Origin of the sequence: uncultured Jannaschia sp. (assembly GCF_947494055.1) — a bacterium.
GTDB lineage: Bacteria > Pseudomonadota > Alphaproteobacteria > Rhodobacterales > Rhodobacteraceae > Jannaschia.
On sequence record NZ_CANLTR010000026.1, the window covers coordinates 32869 to 48765 of the forward strand.

The window sequence follows — 15897 nt, forward strand, 5'->3', positions numbered from 1 at the left end:
GCGATGGGGAAGTCCGGCAAGAAGGACAAGGACTCCGGGAAGGAGTCGAAGGCCAAGAGCACCAAGAAGAAGCTCAAGGCCAAGGTCGAATCGCTCGAGGCGCGGATCGAGGGGCCCAAAGGCCCGCTCGTCTCGCCGCTGGCGCCGGACTTCCCCGACCTGCCCGCCATCGACGGCGTGCGCTTCGCCACCGCCAAGGCGGGCGTGAAGTACAAGGACCGCACCGACGTCATGCTGGCCGAGATCGCGGCCGGGGCATCGGTCGCCGGCGTGTTCACGCGCTCGGCGACTCGGTCCGGCGCGGTGCTCGATTGCCAGGCCAAGCTCAAGTCGCGCGACGCGACGGGCGGCTGGGCGATCCTCGTCAATTCCGGCAACGCCAACGCCTTCACCGGCGCGGCGGGGACGGATTCCGTGGACGCGGTCTGCAAGGGCGTGAGCCAGGCGCTCGGCCTGCCCGCCAGCCGTGTCCTGACCGCCTCGACCGGCGTGATCGGCCAGCCCCTGCCGCATGACCGCATCGTCGGCGTTCTGGGCGACATGGCCGCGCGGCTCGACCCGGCGGGCATGGCCGGGGCGGCCGAGGCGATCATGACGACCGACACCTTCCCGAAGGGCGCCGTCCGGACGGTGGAGATCGACGGAACGGAGGTGAAGATCGCCGGCATCGCCAAGGGTTCGGGCATGATCGCACCCGACATGGCCACGATGCTCGCCTACGTCTTCACCGACGCGAAGGTGGGCGAGCGGGCGTTGCAATCCATGCTGAAGGATCTCACCGCCAGGACCTTCAACGCCGTCACCGTGGATAGCGACACCTCCACCTCCGACACGTTGATCCTGGCCGCCACCGGCAAGGCCGACCATGCGGAGATCACCTCGGCCCGCACGGCGTCGGGGCGTGTCTTCAAGGCCGCCCTGCACGAGGTCCTGCACGATCTGGCCCTGCAGCTCGTCATGGACGGCGAAGGGGCGACCAAGCTGGTCGAGGTCCGCGTCACCGGCGCGACCAACGCGGCCGATGCCCGCCGCGTCGCCTCCGCCATCGCCAACTCGCCGCTCGTCAAGACCGCCATCGCGGGCGAGGACCCGAACTGGGGCCGCGTCGTGATGGCCGTCGGCAAGTCCGGCGCGAAGGCGGAGCGGGACCGGCTGACGATCCGCTTCGGCGACATCACGGTGGCCGAGGGCGGACAGATCGCCCGGACCTACACCGAGGAGGCGGGCGCGTCCTACATGAAGCGCGACAGGATCACGCTGTCGGTCGATCTCGGGCTGGGCGATGCGGCGGACACGATGTGGACCTGCGACCTGACCTACCGCTATATCGAGATCAACGCCGATTACCGCTCCTGAGCGCGGATCCCGATCCCCCGTGAACATCGTCCTCGTCTCCGCCGTCGCGCTGATCGACCCGGACGGCCGCGTGCTGCTCGCGCAGCGGCCCGAAGGCAAGTCGATGGCGGGGCTGTGGGAGTTTCCCGGCGGCAAGGTCGAACCCGGCGAGACGCCGGAAGCCGCCCTGATCCGGGAGTTGCAGGAAGAACTCGGGATCGACACATGGACGTCCTGCCTGGCCCCGCTGACCTTCGCCTCGCATGCCTACGAGACGTTTCATCTGCTCATGCCGCTTTTCGTGTGCCGGAAATGGCACGGTCAGCCGGTCGCCCGGGAAGGCCAGGCGTTGAATTGGGTCAGGCCTTTAAACCTGAAGGATTATCCGATGCCGCCGGCAGACGTCCCGCTCGTGGCAGTGTTGCGGGATTGGCTATGAAACAGGCAGTTCACGGAGAATTATGCCGCTTTAACGTCGATTTAACTTCCGTTCCGGAGAATGGCGCATACGTTCGATTTCCCGAACATGCTCTCCCGCGAGGTACGCATCATGTTGAAGACCATCGTCATCGGAAATCACCTTTCGATTCAGGGAACGCTCGTGAAGATGCTGCAGGACGGGCTCTGCCAGGTCCGCGTCGGCACGCGCACCTTCACGGGGCGCCTCGTCAGCGCCTGATCCCCCGGAGGACCTCTGTCGGGCTCAGATCCAGCCCGACAAGTTCTCCGCCACGATCTCCGCCAGCGCATCGAGATGCGCGGCGTCGTCGTTGAGGCAGGGGATGTAGGCGAAGCGCTCGCCCCCGGCCTCCTCGAAACTCTCCCGGATCTCCTCGTTGATCTCCTCCAGAGTCTCGATGCAATCGGCCGAGAACGCGGGCGCGATCACCGCGATGTTCCGCTTCCCCGCCTCCGCCAGACGCGCGACCTCCTCGACCGTGTAGGGCTTCAGCCATTCCTCCGGCCCGAAGCGGGACTGGAACGTGGTCGTGATCCGGTCCTCGCTCCAGCCGAGCCGCTCGCGCAGCAGCCGCGTCGTCTTCCGGCACTGGCAGTGATAGGGGTCGCCCTCCATCAGATAGCGCTTCGGCAGGCCGTGGTAGGAACAGACGAGGATGTCCGGCTCGACCTCCGCCGCCGCATAGGCCCGCTCGACCGAGGCGGCCAGCGCATCGACGTAGCGCGGAACCTCGAAATAGGGCGCCACGGTGCGCGAGGCCGGCTGCCATTTCAGCTTCATCAGCCCGCGGAAGAACTGGTCGTTCGCCGTCGCCGTCGTCGCGCCGGCATATTGCGGGTAGAGCGGGAAGAACAGGATGCGCTCGCAGCCCGCCGCCTGCATCTCGCGCACGCGGTCGAGGGTCGAGGGCTTGCCGTAGCGCATCGCGTAATCGACCATCACCCGGTCGCCGTAGCGCGCCTGCATCCGCGTGGCCATCGCCGCGGTCTGGGCCTTGGTGATCGTGGCGAGCGGGCTCTCGTTCGCCTCCTTGTTCCAGATCGAGGCATAGGCCTTGCCGGACTTGGAGGGCCGCGTGGAGAGGATGACCCCCTGCAGGAGCGGCTGCCACACGAAGGGCGAGTAGTCGATCACCCGCCGGTCGCTCAGGAACTCGTTCAGGTAGCGCCGCATGGGCCAGTAGCTCGTCCCCTCGGGCGTGCCGAGATTGGCGAGCAGGACCCCCACCTTGCCGGACCGGATCGGCGGGTGGTCCGCCGGGGCATGCGGCAGGGGCCGCGTCTCCATCTTGTTCAACGCTTCGTCTCCAGTTCGGGTACGCCCAGGGCATCCGCCAGCCGCGCCTGCGCCGATCCGGGCCGGAGCGGCTTTTGCTGCGTGTCGGACGGCGCCCAGCCGGTGAGGAACAGCATCTGGAACGTGGCCGCAATCCCCTCCCCGTCCGGGAAGGCCTCGCGGTAGAGCGCGTCCGCCCGCGCGAACAGCGCCCGCGGCGCCGGCGCCCGGTGCCGCGCGGCCAGCGCGTTGGTCTCCCCCATCGCGCGCAGATCGCCCGCCAGATGCCGCAGGTCCCGGTAGCGCACCCGGAGCGTCGACACGTCCGCCACCGGCAGGGCCAGCCCCGCCCGCCCCAGAAGCGCGCCCAGCTCGCGGATCTCGCCCATCGGCGCGACGCGCAGGCTCATCCCGCCCGTCACCTCCGCCTCGGCCTGCCCCAGCGCCGCGCGCAGCTCCGACAGCGTCTCGCCGCCCAGCATCGCCACGAGGAGCAGCCCGTCCTCCTCCAGCGCCCGGCGGCACTGGATGAGCTGGCCCACCGGATCGTCGGCCCAGTGCAGGCACATCGCGTGGACCACGAGGTCGTGCGCCCCGACCGCGAGGTCCAGCACGTCCGCCTCCGGCACGACCGTCGCACCGGGCACGACGTCCCGCCACAGATCGGGATGCGCCGTGACGATCGCGGCCTTCGTAAAGGCTCTGTTAACGTCTTTCAGTCTCTCCTGCACCTCGTCCATCGCGGCCTCGTGCAGGAACCAGGCGGACCCGTCCGCGCGGGCACGATGCAGGGCAAGGGCGGTGCGATCGGTCAGGGGCGGCTGCGACATGCCCCGGGAGATAGGCCATGGCCTCGGTGATGCAAAGGGCGGCCCCGGTCCTTCGGGCGGGCGCGAAGGTCGCAGGCACGCTGCGGCAGGCGCTCTACCCCGCGACCTGCATGATGTGCGACGCGCGGGTGGACGTGCCCGGCGCGATGTGCCCCGCCTGCTGGACCGACACGCCGTTCCTGTCGGGCGCCTGCTGCGACCTCTGCGCCGTGCCCCTGCCCGGTCAGGACGAGGCCACGCGCTGCGACGAATGCCTCCGCGTCCCGCGCCCCTGGGACGAGGCGCGCGCGGCGATCCTCTACGGGGGGACCGGGCGCAAGCTCGTCCTCGCGCTCAAGCATGGGGACCGGACGGAACTCGCCCGGGGCGCGGGCCGCTGGATGGCCCGCCGCGCCCGCGACCTGCTGACGCCCGAGACGATGATCGCGCCGGTCCCGGTCCATCGCTGGCGGCTCCTGCGGCGGCGCTACAACCAGGCGGCCCTGCTCGCGATGGAGGTGGCGCGGCAGGCCGACGCGACCTTCGCGCCGATGACGCTCGTCCGCACGCGCCACACGCCGATGCAGGATCACCGCTCCGTCACCGACCGCGCGGCCAACGTCGCCGGCGCCATCGCGCTCGGGCCCATGGCGGAGATCGAGGACCGGCACGTCGCGCTGGTCGACGACGTCTACACGACCGGGGCCACGCTGACCGCCTGCGCCGAGGCGCTGCGTCGGGGCGGCGCGCGCCGGATCACCGTTCTCGCCCTGGCGCGCGTTGCGAAGGGGCGCTGAACGCCTATAACCTTTAGCAACCCTCCCCGGAGTTCCGCCATGAAGCCTGTCGACGTCTACACGCAACCTCTCTGCGGATTCTGCACCGCCGCGATGCGCCTGCTCGCGACCAAGGGCGCCCCGGTCACGGAGATCGACCTCGGTCGGAATCCGGACCGCCGGCCCGAGATGAAGCAGCGCGCCAACGGCGCCCATACGACGCCGCAGATCTTCGTCGGCGATCACCATGTCGGCGGCTGCGACGACCTCTACGCGCTGGAGCGCGCGGGCAAGCTCGACGCGCTGCTCGACGGCTGATGCCCGCCGGCCCGTCGCCCCGCGCGCGTCCGGCCGTGCCGGGGCCGGTTGGACGAAGCGTCGCCGCTCCGTGAGCGACGACGCCGAAAAGCTCGCCGTCGCCCTCTTCTCCGAGATGCTCACGGCCGATCAGCTCGTCCGCGCCCGGCTTCGCAGCGCCCTGCCCAAGGGAATGGAGCTGTCGCATTTCATCGTGCTGAACTACCTCGCCCAGCACCGGGAGGAACGCAGCCCGGCGGAGCTCGCCCGCGTGTTCCACCTGACCCGCGGGGCGCTGACGAACACGCTGAACCGGCTCGAATGGGCCGGGCACGTCCATGTCCGCCCGGACTGGGACGACGCCCGCCGCAAGCGCGTCGCCATCTCCCCCGCCGGCCAGACCGCACGGGAGGCGGCGCTGGCCGCGATCCGCCCGATCATGACCGAGGCCGTCCGCGAGATCGGCCTCGCCCGCACCCGCGCCGCGATCCCCGTCCTGCGCGAGATGCGCGTCCAGTTCGGGACGCGGGAGGGGGAGGACTAGGACGTCCCGTTCGCACGATGCCCGTTTGCGACATCGGCGGCCCCCATCGGGACGCGGAACGCCCCGCTTCCACCATCCGCCCCGCGACGCACCAGACAGCCTCCGGCCGCCCCTCCGGGCAACCGACGACACGATCGAGACCCTCCAAACGATGCGTCCGCCCGGCCCCGGGGCCGGGCAGCCCCCGACCGCCCCCATGGGCGGGGGCTTCACCCCCACCCGCGGCCGGGCCCGCCCTCATCGTGATGCGGACGCGGCAGGAACCCGGCACCCGCCGCTTCGCCAACTGTTCTGCCGACGACGAGCTGGAAACGCCCTTGTCGCGTCGAAGACCAAGGCAGCCTGTTCCGTTGACCTTACGGAGCCCGGATGACGCTTCAGCGATCCGTCTCGCCCGGCCTTAGGGCCGGGCAGCCCCCGGCCGCCCCCATGGGCGGGGGCTTCACCCCCACCCGCGGCCGGGGCCCGCCCTCTCCGTGATGCGGGAGCCGGGTCGAACGCGGGCGTCCGCGACGGCGCCTCCCCGGACGATGCAAGGGAGGCAAAGGACGCAACGCCCTGCGCTGACGGCCCCGAGGCGGGCGCCGCCCTCCCCGACGGTATCGGTCCCGCCCGAGCGTCGCCCCTACCGCCGCATGAACCCCTCGTAGGCCGCGAGCAGCAACAGCGTCGCCACGAAGATCGCCGCACCGATCACCTCCAGCCCCAGCTCGTCGGCCAGCAGCCCCAGCACCGCCGTCACCACGGCACCGCCGAGGCCGGCCGCGGCGATCTGGTAGCCGATGGCGCTGTCGGCGTGATCGCGGCCGACGCGGCCCGGCGTCAGGCTGATGAGCGAGGCGAAGATCGGCGCGAGCGAGAACCCCATCAACATCAGCCCGGCCAGCGACGGCACGGGCGCGCCCAACCAGAAGAGGAGCGCGCCGCCCGCGCTTGCCACGATGCAGGCGCGCAACGTGCCCACCAGCGGCAGGCGGTCGGCGACGAAACCGAACAGCACGCGCCCGGCCATCAGGCTGCCCCAGTAGAGGGTCACGAACAGCCCGGCCGTCGTCTCCTCGACGCCGCGCCCCAGCGTCAGGAGCGAATAGCTCCACGTCGCCGTGCCGAGCTCGACGCCGCTGTAGAGGAAGAACAGCCCCATCCCGAGCCACACGACCGGCCGCCGCAGCGTCTCGACCGATCCGGCGGAGGCCAGCGGCGCCGTCTCCTCCACCTCGACCGGGCGCCAGCGGTCGCGCGTCACGAAGAACGTGATCGCCAGCCCGACCTGCGCGACCCCGACGATGGCGTAGCTCCAGCGCCAGATCAGGTCCGAGCTCAGGACGCCCGTCACGATCAGCGGCCCGAGCGTCGTGCCGAGCCCGAAGAAGGCGTGCAGCCAGTTCAGGATGCGCGCCGAGAAATGCACCGCCCCGTAGGCGTTCAGCCCCGCGTCGATCGCCCCCCCGCCGAGACCCGCGAGGAACGCGGCCAACAGCAGGACCGGCCAGACCGGCGCCACGGCGATGACGAGGAGGGCCGTGGCGGCGGCGCCGGTCGAGAGCGTCAGCAGCATCCCCAGCGAGACGTGCCGCAGGACCGCGCCGCTCACGAAGCTCGACGTCAGGTAGCCCGCCGTCGCGAACCCGACGAGCAGGCCGAGCGCGTCGAGCGGCAGGCCGAAGCTCTGCCGCATCGACGGCCAGGACACGCCGAGCAGGCCGTCCGGCAGGCCGAGGCTGATGAAGGCCAGAAAGGCCAGCGAGGCGAGGATCGTGCTGCGGGACATCGGGGGCCTGTCGAGAAAGGGAGGAGCGGCGCCGTCCCACGGCTGTGCCACAGCCGTAACACAGCCATCACACGGCCGTAACACGCGCCGGACGGCGTCAGTCCCGGCGCCGCACCATGACCTGCGTGCCGTCCATCCGCGTCTCGAGCCGCTTGATCTCGCCGACGAGATCCGAGAGCTTTCGCTTGCCGTAGGTGCGCGTGTCGAAGTCCGGCATCTCCGCCATGATCTGGCTGCCGAGCGCGCCCATCGCGTACCACTCGTCGTCCTGATCCATGCGCTCCATCGCCCGCAGGATCAGAGGCAGCGCGTCGAGCGGCTGCCGCTTGGTCGGCGCATCCTTCTGCGTCGCCGGCTCGTCGACGAGGTTCTCGATCAGGATGAAGCGGTTACAGACATTCCTGAGCGATTCCGGGGCCTTGCCCTCGCCGATGCCGATCACGTCGAGCCCCTCCTCGCGGATGCGCGAGGCCAGCCGCGTGAAGTCGCTGTCCGAGGAAACGAGCACGAATCCGTCGAACCGCCCCGCATGCAGGATGTCCATCGCGTCGATGACGAGGCCGATATCGGAGGCGTTCTTGCCCTTGGTGTTCGCCGTCTCCTGATGCGCGACGAGGCCGAGCTCCAGCACCTTGTCCGCCCAGTTCCGCAGATGCCCGCCCGACCAGTCGCCATAGACCCGCCGCAACGCCGGCTCGCCCAGCCCGGTGATCTCCTTCAGGATCGCCTCGGCGTATTTCGCCGGAATGTTATCGGCGTCGATCAGCACGGCAAGAAGGGCGCGGTCCCGCGCGGGCAAAGCGCGGCTCCTCCGACCTGCCGGACCGTCGGTGGCGTCCCTTCGCATCGCAATGTCCTTTCGTTTCTGCGTCGCCGCATCGTGCCGGGGCGGCGCGGCCATTGCAATCCGTCCCCGGGAGGGAGACGGTCGCCGCATGACACGCGTGTTCCTGATCCCGCTCGCCCTGCTGTCCGCTTGCCGGGAAAGCGAGACCGGCTGCGGCGCGGAGGACTATGCCGACCTGGTCGGCCGGCCCGTCGCGGCGATCACCCTGCCCGCCGACCTGCCGCACCGGGTGGTGGGCCCGGACGACATGGTGACGATGGACCACCGCCCCGACCGGATGAACATCCGGACCGACGCGGACGGCACCATCGTCGCGCTCGATTGCGGCTAGGCCGGGAGCGGACCCTCCGCCGCCTTCATGTCGAGATGAAGCCGCGCGAGGTCCGCGTCCCGCCCCGCGCCGACGGCCGCCATGACGCGCCCGTCCTTGACGTAGCGCGCGACGAAGGCCTCGGCCGGATCGCCGTCGAAGCGGATGTCGTCCCATCCCTCCGCGTGGCCCACGTAGCGATATTGCCGGCCGAGGGCGGTCCAGAAGAACGGGATGTCGTCCGGCGCGGAGGGCGCGCCCAGCATCGCGCGGGCGGCGCGGATGCCGTGCTGGCGGGCGACGCGCCAATGCTCGATCCGGGCCGGACCGAAGGGCGTCGGCGCCAGCGCGCAATCGCCGCCGACATACACGCCCGGAAGGCCCGGCACCGACAGGTCGGCCCCGGTGGCGACCGCGCCGTTCCCCTCCCGCGGCAGGCCCTCGATCGCGCCGGTGGCCGGATGCACGCCGACGGCGAGCAGCACGAGGTCGGTCTCGAGCACGGTCCCGTCCTCGAGCGCCACGCCCGTGGCGCGATCCGTCCCCTCGATCCCCGCGACCTTGGCGCCGGTCAGGAAGCGCACGCCCTTCGCCTCGTGCTCGGCCATGATCGCGCGGCCGATCCGCTCGCCGAGGACCTTCGCGAGCGGCACCGCGTCGCGGATGGCCACCGTGACGTCGAGGCCGCGCTTGGCGAGCGACAGCGCCGCCTCCAGCCCGATGAAACCGCCGCCGACGAGAACCGCTTTCGACGCATGGGCGGCGGCTTCGGCGATGCGCTGCCCGTCGTCGGCGGAACGCAGGGCATGGATTCCGGGCAGGTCGGTTCCGGGCAGATCGGGCACGTTCGGCGCCCCGCCGGGGGCAAGGAACACCGCGTCGAAGGCATGCCGCCCGCCATCTGCCAGCACGACATGGCTGCCCTCGATCGCCGCGACCGTCCCTGCGATCCGCGTCACGTCGCGCTCGGCGAGCGCATCGGCGGCCGCGAGCGTCAGGTCGTCCACGCGCTTGCCGCCCGCCAGCACCGCCTTGGAGAGCGCCGTGCGGTCGTAGGGCGCGCGGGTGTCGGGCGAGATCATCTCGACCTGCCCCTCGAATCCCTGCTCCCGCAGGGCGAGCGCGCAGGCCTCCCCGGCGGCGCCGCTGCCGACGATCACGAACCGCCGCGGGTCGAGGCCGCGCCGCGCATATGCGGGAAGCGGGTGCGGTTCGGCCCCGTCGGGCAATTCGGGCACGTCGACCCAGACGCGGCCGTCCTCGAGCGTCACGTCGTAGCTTCGCAGGTCGCCATGCCCCGGCGGCTGCGCCTGCCGGCCGGTCCGCGTGTCGAAGCAGGCATGGTGGAAGGCGCAGATGAGCGTATCGCCGCGGACCACGCCCTTCGAGAGCGGCAGGCCGAGATGCGGGCACTGGTGCGTGAAGGCACGCACTTCGTCACCCTGCCGGATGAGGACGAGATCGGTGGCCCCGGCGCTTGCCTTGACCGGCGTGTCTTCGGGAATGTCGGCGAGCGCGGCTGTGTCGAAACGGGGCATGCGAGGTCTCCTGCGGGTGCGTCGCGGATCAATCCCCGCATGTGCTTGCATGTTCCGGACCCCTCCCCTATATCCCCCTCAACAGCGGCGCCTCGCGGGGCTCCACCGGGAAACATCGACGGGCCGCGCGCCCGTTTTTTTGTGTCTGGAAGATTCATGTCCGACCTCATTGCCAAGACCGCGCTGGACAAGCGTCTGGCCGAGATCGTCGACCCCATCGTCGAAGACATGGGGTTCGAGCTCGTGCGCCTGCGCCTGATGTCCGGCAAGACGCCGATCTTGCAGATCATGGCCGACAAGCCCGAGGGCGGGATCGAGGTCGACGATCTGGCGCGGATCAGCACCGACCTGTCCGCCAACCTCGACGTCGAGGATCCGATCGACGGCGAATACACGCTGGAAGTGTCGAGCCCGGGCATCGACCGGCCGTTGACGCGGCTGAAGGATTTCGACATCTGGTCGGGCTACGAGGCGCGGGTCGAGACGACGGAGCTGATCGACGGCCAGCGGCGCTTCAAGGGCATGCTGCAGGGAACCGAGGGCAGCGAAGTGCTGATCGAGATCGAGCGCGGGACCGAGACGCCAACGATCGGGCTCGAATTCGAGTGGCTGTCGGATGCCAAGCTCATCCTGACCGACGAGTTGATCCGCGAGGTGCTGAACGCCCGCAAGGACAAGGGTCAGATCGATGAGACCCAGTTCGACGAAGTGACGACTTTCATGGACGGTGAGGAAGACTGAGAATGGCCATCACATCCGCAAACCAGCTCGAGCTGCTGCAGACCGCAGAAGCCGTCGCACGCGAGAAGATGATCGACCCCGCCCTCGTGATCGAGGCGATGGAGGAGAGCCTCGCCCGGGCCGCGAAGTCGCGCTACGGCTCGGAGATGGACATCCGCGTGTCGATCGACCGCAAGACCGGCCGCGCCACCTTCACCCGCGTCCGCACCGTCGTCGACGAGGACCTGCTCGAGAACGAGAAGGCCGAGTCGACCGCCAAGGGCGCGGCCAACGCCGTCTCGGTCGCCCGGCCCAACGTCTTCGTCACCCATGCGAAGTCCACCACCATCGACGAGGAGGGCGTGAGCCACACGCGCGACGTGCATGCCTTCCACCTGCGCAAGCCGACCGATGCGGATCGCGGAAAGATGGAAGCCGCGGACCAGTCCCACGCGCCCGAGGAGGGCGACATGCTGGTCGACATCGTGCCGCCCGTCGACATGGGCCGGATCGCCGCACAATCCGCCAAGCAGGTCATCCTGCAGAAGGTCCGCGAGGCCGAGCGCGACAAGCAGTTCGAGGAATACAAGGACCGCGTCGGCACGATCATCAACGTCGCCGTCAAGCGCGAGGAATACGGCAACCTCATCGTCGACCTGAACCCCGGCGAGGGCGTGCTGCGGCGCAACGACAAGATCGGCCGCGAGAGCTACCGCCCCGGCGACCGAATCCGCGTCTTCATCAAGGACGTGCGCCGCGAGGTGCGCGGCCCGCAGATCTTCCTCAGCCGCACGGCGCCGGAGTTCATGGAGGAGCTGTTCAAGATGGAGGTGCCGGAGATCTACGACGGCGTCATCGAGATCAAGGCCTGCGCCCGCGATCCGGGGTCGCGCGCCAAGATCGCGGTGATCTCCTACGACAGCTCGATCGACCCCGTCGGTGCCTGCGTCGGCATGCGCGGCTCGCGCGTGCAGGCCGTGGTGAACGAACTGCAGGGCGAGAAGATCGACATCATCCCTTGGAACGACGACGCGCCGACCTTCCTCGTCAACGCGCTGCAGCCCGCCGAGGTGACCAAGGTCGTCCTCGACGAGGAGGCCGAGCGGATCGAGGTCGTCGTCCCCGAGGAGCAGCTCTCGCTCGCCATCGGGCGGCGCGGCCAGAACGTGCGCCTCGCGTCGCAACTCACCGGGCTCGACATCGACATCCTCACCGAGGAGGAGGAATCCAAGCGCCGGCAGGCCGAGTTCGAGGAGCGTACGAAGCTCTTCATGGACACGCTGGACCTCGACGAGTTCTTCGCCCAGCTTCTGGTCTCCGAAGGCTTCACCAACCTCGAGGAGGTGGCTTATGTCGAGATGGACGAGTTGCTGGTGATCGACGGGGTCGACGAGGGCACCGCCGAGGAGCTTCAGGCGCGCGCCAAGGACTATCTCGAAGCGCAGAACGCGAAGGCGCTGGAGACGGCGCGCGAGAACGGCCTGCAGGACGACCTCGCCAATTTCGAGGGATTGTCGCCGCAGATGCTGGAGGCACTGACCGTCGACGGTGTGAAGACGCTCGAGGAGTTCGCGACCTGCGCCGACTGGGAGCTGGCCGGCGGCTGGACGATGCAGAACGGCGAGCGCGTGAAGGACGACGGTCTGCTGGAGAAGTTCGACGTCTCGCTGGAGGAGGCGCAGGACCTGATCATGACGGCGCGCGTCATGCTGGGCTGGGTCTCGCCCGAGGACGTGGTCGGCTCCGGCGAGGACGACGCCACGCCCCAGCCCGAGGAGGCCGGGGCGTGATCGCCCCGGAACTGCTTGAGCCGCGGGGGCCGCAACAAATCGCGCGACGAACCTGAACGTCGCTGCATCGTGACGGGGGAGACCGGCCCGAAAGCCGGTCTCGTGCGCTTCGTCGTCGGACCGGAGGACATGATCTATCCGGACGTGACCGGCAAGCTGCCCGGCCGCGGTATCTACGTGTCCGCCGACCGGGGGGTCTTGGAAAAGGCCGTCGGGAAGCGCATGTTCTCTCGGGGCGCGAAGAAACAGGTGCACGTTCCCGAGGATCTGGCGGATCAGGTCGAGGCCGGCCTTCTGAAGCGTCTCCAGGACGCGATCGCCATCGCCCGCAAGGCGGGACGCGCGATCGCCGGCTACGAGAAGGTCAAGGCGATGCTCGACCGGGAGGAGGCGCAGGTCCTCCTGCAGGCCGCCGACGGATCGGAACGCGGCAAGGGCAAGCTGTCGACGCCGCAGGGCGGCAAATGGATCGGCTTCCTGACTGCCGACGAGCTGGGCCAGGCCTTCGGACGCGACCGCGTGATACACGCTGCGGTGGCATCTGGAACCTTGGCGCGGCGTATTGTAGAGGAAGCCGCAAGGCTTCAGGGCATGAGACACACAGAAGGCGGCATTCCGGCCGCCGAGAGGGAATCGAAGAACGCATGAGCGATCAGGACGGCAAGAAACCACTTGGCCTAGGCGGCGGTTCACGAAGCGGAACCGTGAAGCAGAGCTTTGCCCGGGGACGCACGAACAACGTCGTCGTCGAGACCAAGCGCAAACGCGTGCAGGTGCCGAAGCCCGGCGCCCAGAGCGCCGCCGCGGTCAACGCCCAGGGCGGCCGCCAGACGAGCACGACCGACGCGGAGATGGACCGTCGCCTGCGGGCGCTTCAGGCCGCCAAGGCCCGCGAGGCCGAGGATGCCGAGCGCCGCGCCGCCGAGGAACGTGCCCGCGAGGAGGAGCGCAGCCGGCGCCGCGCCGAGATCGAGGCGAAGGAGCGCGAGGAGCGTGAGCGGGCCGAACTCGCCCGCCAGCGCGCCGAGGAGGACGAACGCCGTCAGCGCGAGGCCGTCGAGGCCAAGTCGCGCCCTGCCGAGCCGACGCCCGCCCCCGCCGCCGCTGCGGAACCGCGTCAGCGCAACCTCGGGCCCGACGCGCGTCCCGGCCGGACCGACGCGCCGCGCAAGCGCGAAGACGATTCGGGCAAGCCGCGCGGCAACGACCGCCGCGTCGGCAAGCTGACCGTGAACCAGGCGCTCGCCGGTGGCGAGGGCGGCCGGCAGCGCAGCCTTGCCTCCATGCGCCGCAAGCAGGAACGGCAACGTCGCGGTGGCGGCGGCAACGTCCAGCAGGAGAAGGTCGCGCGCACGGTGCAGCTGCCCGACACGATCGTCGTCTCCGAGCTCGCCAACCGCATGACCGAACGGGTGGCCGCGGTGGTGAAGGCCCTCATGCAGAACGGCATGATGGTCACGCAGAACCAGGTGATCGACGCCGACACGGCGGAACTCATCATCGAGGAGTTCGGCCACAGGGTGCAGCGCGTCTCCGAGGCGGATGTCGAGCAAGTCATCGACCAGGTCGAGGACACGCCCGAGAACCTTCAGCCCCGCGCGCCCGTCATCACCATCATGGGCCATGTCGACCACGGCAAGACCTCGCTTCTGGATGCGATCCGCAAGACCAAGGTCGTCTCCGGCGAGGCGGGCGGGATCACCCAGCATATCGGCGCCTACCAGGTGAAGGTCGGCGATACCAAGCTGTCCTTCCTCGACACGCCGGGCCACGCCGCCTTCACCTCGATGCGGGCCCGTGGCGCGCAGGTGACGGACATCGTCGTGCTCGTCGTGGCGGCCGACGACGCGGTCATGCCGCAGACGGTGGAGGCCATCAACCATGCCAAGGCCGCCGGCGTCCCGATGATCGTGGCCATCAACAAGATGGACCGGCAGGGCGCTGACGCGAACCGCGTGCGGGCCGAGCTGCTTCAGCACGAGGTCGTCGTCGAGGAGATGTCCGGCGACGTGCAGGACGTCGAGGTTTCGGCGCAGACCGGCAAGGGGCTCGACAGTCTTCTCGAGGCGATCGCGCTGCAGGCCGAGATCCTCGAGCTCAAGGCCAACCCGAACCGGGCGGCCCAGGGCGCCGTGATCGAGGCGCAGCTCGACGTGGGCCGCGGCCCGGTCGCGACCGTTCTCGTGCAGAACGGCACGCTTCGCCGCGGCGATATCTTCGTCGTCGGCGAGCAATGGGGCAAGGTGCGCGCGCTGGTCAACGACCAGGGCGAGCGGGTCAACGAAGCCGGTCCTTCCGTGCCGGTGGAAGTTTTGGGCCTCAACGGCACGCCCGCGGCGGGCGATGTCCTGAACGTCGTCGAGACCGAGGCGCAGGCCCGCGAGATCGCCGAGTATCGGGAACACGCCGCGAAGGACAAGCGCGCCGCCGCCGGTGCCGCGACCACCCTCGATCAGCTGATGGCCAAGGCCAAGGAGGATCGGGGCGTCAGCGAGCTCCCGATCCTCGTCAAGGCAGACGTTCAGGGCTCTGCCGAGGCGATCATGCAGGCGATGGAGAAGGTCGGCAACGAGGAGGTGCGCGTCCGCGTGTTGCATTCCGGTGTCGGCGCCATCACCGAAAGCGACATCACGCTGGCCGAGGCTTCGAAGGCACCCGTCATCGGCTTCAACGTCCGCGCCAATGCCCCCGCGCGGGCTGCGGCGAACCAGAAGGGCGTGGAGATCCGGTACTATTCGGTGATCTACGACCTGGTCGACGATGTGAAGCAGGCCGCTTCCGGTCTCCTCTCCGCCGAGATCAAGGAGCACTTCATCGGTTACGCCGAAATCCGCGAGGTCTTCCGTGTCACCGGTGTCGGCAACGTCGCGGGCTGCCTCGTCACCGAGGGCGTGGCACGCCGGTCCGCCGGGGTGCGTCTGCTGCGTGACAACGTGGTTGTCCACGAGGGCACGCTGAAGACGCTGAAGCGCTTCAAGGACGAGGTCCGCGAGGTCCAGTCGGGGCAGGAATGCGGCATGGCCTTCGAGAATTACGACGACGTCCGCCAAGGCGACGTCATCGAGATCTTCGAGCGGGAAGAAGTGGAGCGCACCCTCGCCTGAGACATGGCAGACGGTAACGACGAGGGGCCCTGCGGGGCCCTTTTTTAAACGTCGTACGATTAGGTCTCGACCTACTGTGCGGTCTCTGCCCTAGGGTCTTTGGTCTCACCTCGATCTCTGGCGCATCACGATAGAACTTCCTGACATTAGGGACGTAGTTTCTTGATAGCGTCTCGTAGACGTTGGCAAAAAGGCAAGGGGATGCGGCTCCGTCTTTTCAGTCGTGCAAGCCTTCGCGAAACCAAGAGGTGGTTCGGGAAAACTGAACAGCCGGGATAAGTGGATTTTCCGCGCCACGGCGGCATGATTGTCGCGAGCGAG

General features: G+C 69.4%; 16 protein-coding genes. 11 read left to right on the plus strand and 5 right to left on the minus strand.

Going from position 1 to position 15897, the window contains the following annotated elements; genetic code table 11:
- The first annotated feature begins 3 nt into the window (after nucleotides 1-3).
- Genes argJ through Q1A87_RS16500 form a run of 3 tightly spaced genes read left to right on the plus strand, consistent with a single transcriptional unit; the run spans nucleotide 4 to nucleotide 2014 of the window.
- Nucleotides 4-1356 carry a bifunctional glutamate N-acetyltransferase/amino-acid acetyltransferase ArgJ gene (gene argJ, locus Q1A87_RS16490; RefSeq protein ID WP_299653583.1) on the plus strand — a complete coding sequence of 451 codons (1353 nt, stop codon included), beginning with the start codon at nucleotides 4-6 and terminating at the stop codon, nucleotides 1354-1356.
- A 19-nt stretch (nucleotides 1357-1375) separates the two neighbouring features.
- Complete coding sequence (gene mutT / locus Q1A87_RS16495) at nucleotides 1376-1774, plus strand: 8-oxo-dGTP diphosphatase MutT (protein ID WP_299653585.1); 399 nt, start codon at nucleotides 1376-1378, stop codon at nucleotides 1772-1774.
- A 60-nt stretch (nucleotides 1775-1834) separates the two neighbouring features.
- Entirely contained in the window at nucleotides 1835-2014 is a 180-nt protein-coding gene (locus Q1A87_RS16500; protein ID WP_299653587.1) for a hypothetical protein, read from the plus strand.
- Between the two features lie 24 nt (nucleotides 2015-2038).
- Here the strand turns inward: Q1A87_RS16500 and hemH are convergent, their stop codons facing one another.
- Together hemH and Q1A87_RS16510 are read right to left on the minus strand one after the other, a co-directional pair.
- Nucleotides 2039-3082: a ferrochelatase gene (hemH, locus tag Q1A87_RS16505; protein ID WP_299653625.1), complete on the minus strand. Its 1044-nt coding sequence runs from the start codon at nucleotides 3080-3082 to the stop codon at nucleotides 2039-2041.
- Between the two features lie 5 nt (nucleotides 3083-3087).
- Nucleotides 3088-3900, minus strand: coding sequence for an SAM-dependent methyltransferase (locus Q1A87_RS16510; RefSeq protein ID WP_299653589.1), 813 nt, complete (start codon nucleotides 3898-3900; stop codon nucleotides 3088-3090).
- Nucleotides 3901-3917: 17 nt separating this feature from the next.
- On the opposite strand from Q1A87_RS16510, the gene Q1A87_RS16515 reads away from it, so the two are divergent.
- The 3 genes from Q1A87_RS16515 (at nucleotide 3918) to Q1A87_RS16525 (ending at nucleotide 5496) form a co-directional block, all read left to right on the plus strand.
- Nucleotides 3918-4676 (plus strand): ComF family protein, encoded by a 759-nt coding sequence (locus Q1A87_RS16515; RefSeq protein ID WP_299653591.1) that lies wholly within the window; start codon nucleotides 3918-3920, stop codon nucleotides 4674-4676.
- Between the two features lie 39 nt (nucleotides 4677-4715).
- The gene (gene grxC / locus Q1A87_RS16520) at nucleotides 4716-4973 is read left to right on the plus strand and encodes a glutaredoxin 3 (RefSeq protein ID WP_299653593.1); all 258 of its coding nucleotides are present in this window, start codon (nucleotides 4716-4718) and stop codon (nucleotides 4971-4973) included.
- A gap of 70 nt (nucleotides 4974-5043) precedes the next feature.
- A complete protein-coding gene (locus Q1A87_RS16525) occupies nucleotides 5044-5496 on the plus strand; it encodes a MarR family transcriptional regulator (protein WP_299653595.1) in 453 nt (150 codons plus the stop codon).
- 625 nt (nucleotides 5497-6121) lie between these two features.
- On the opposite strand, the gene Q1A87_RS16530 is transcribed toward Q1A87_RS16525, so the two are convergent.
- Both Q1A87_RS16530 and Q1A87_RS16535 read right to left on the minus strand, forming a co-directional pair.
- Nucleotides 6122-7267, minus strand: a complete 1146-nt coding sequence (locus Q1A87_RS16530) for an MFS transporter (RefSeq protein ID WP_299653598.1) — start codon at nucleotides 7265-7267, stop codon at nucleotides 6122-6124.
- Between the two features lie 97 nt (nucleotides 7268-7364).
- Nucleotides 7365-8066 carry an NYN domain-containing protein gene (locus Q1A87_RS16535; protein ID WP_299653601.1) on the minus strand — a complete coding sequence of 234 codons (702 nt, stop codon included), beginning with the start codon at nucleotides 8064-8066 and terminating at the stop codon, nucleotides 7365-7367.
- A 136-nt stretch (nucleotides 8067-8202) separates the two neighbouring features.
- Here Q1A87_RS16535 and Q1A87_RS16540 point away from each other — a divergent pair, with 136 nt between their 5' ends.
- Complete coding sequence (locus tag Q1A87_RS16540) at nucleotides 8203-8445, plus strand: I78 family peptidase inhibitor (RefSeq protein WP_299653604.1); 243 nt, start codon at nucleotides 8203-8205, stop codon at nucleotides 8443-8445.
- On the opposite strand, the gene Q1A87_RS16545 is transcribed toward Q1A87_RS16540, so the two are convergent.
- Nucleotides 8442-9962 (minus strand): FAD-dependent oxidoreductase, encoded by a 1521-nt coding sequence (locus Q1A87_RS16545; protein ID WP_299653607.1) that lies wholly within the window; start codon nucleotides 9960-9962, stop codon nucleotides 8442-8444. The genes Q1A87_RS16540 and Q1A87_RS16545 overlap by 4 nt on opposite strands.
- Before the next feature lie 156 nt (nucleotides 9963-10118).
- Here Q1A87_RS16545 and rimP point away from each other — a divergent pair, with 156 nt between their 5' ends.
- The 4 genes from rimP to infB are packed head-to-tail and all read left to right on the plus strand — an operon-like array spanning nucleotide 10119 to nucleotide 15576.
- Nucleotides 10119-10703 carry a ribosome maturation factor RimP gene (gene rimP / locus Q1A87_RS16550; protein ID WP_299653610.1) on the plus strand — a complete coding sequence of 195 codons (585 nt, stop codon included), beginning with the start codon at nucleotides 10119-10121 and terminating at the stop codon, nucleotides 10701-10703.
- A 2-nt stretch (nucleotides 10704-10705) separates the two neighbouring features.
- Nucleotides 10706-12472 carry a transcription termination factor NusA gene (nusA, locus tag Q1A87_RS16555; RefSeq protein WP_299653613.1) on the plus strand — a complete coding sequence of 589 codons (1767 nt, stop codon included), beginning with the start codon at nucleotides 10706-10708 and terminating at the stop codon, nucleotides 12470-12472.
- A 15-nt stretch (nucleotides 12473-12487) separates the two neighbouring features.
- The gene (locus Q1A87_RS16560; RefSeq protein WP_299653616.1) at nucleotides 12488-13120 is read left to right on the plus strand and encodes an RNA-binding protein; all 633 of its coding nucleotides are present in this window, start codon (nucleotides 12488-12490) and stop codon (nucleotides 13118-13120) included.
- Entirely contained in the window at nucleotides 13117-15576 is a 2460-nt protein-coding gene (gene infB / locus Q1A87_RS16565; RefSeq protein WP_299653619.1) for a translation initiation factor IF-2, read from the plus strand. The genes Q1A87_RS16560 and infB overlap by 4 nt, the downstream gene beginning before the upstream one ends.
- The last annotated feature ends 321 nt before the right edge of the window (nucleotides 15577-15897 follow it).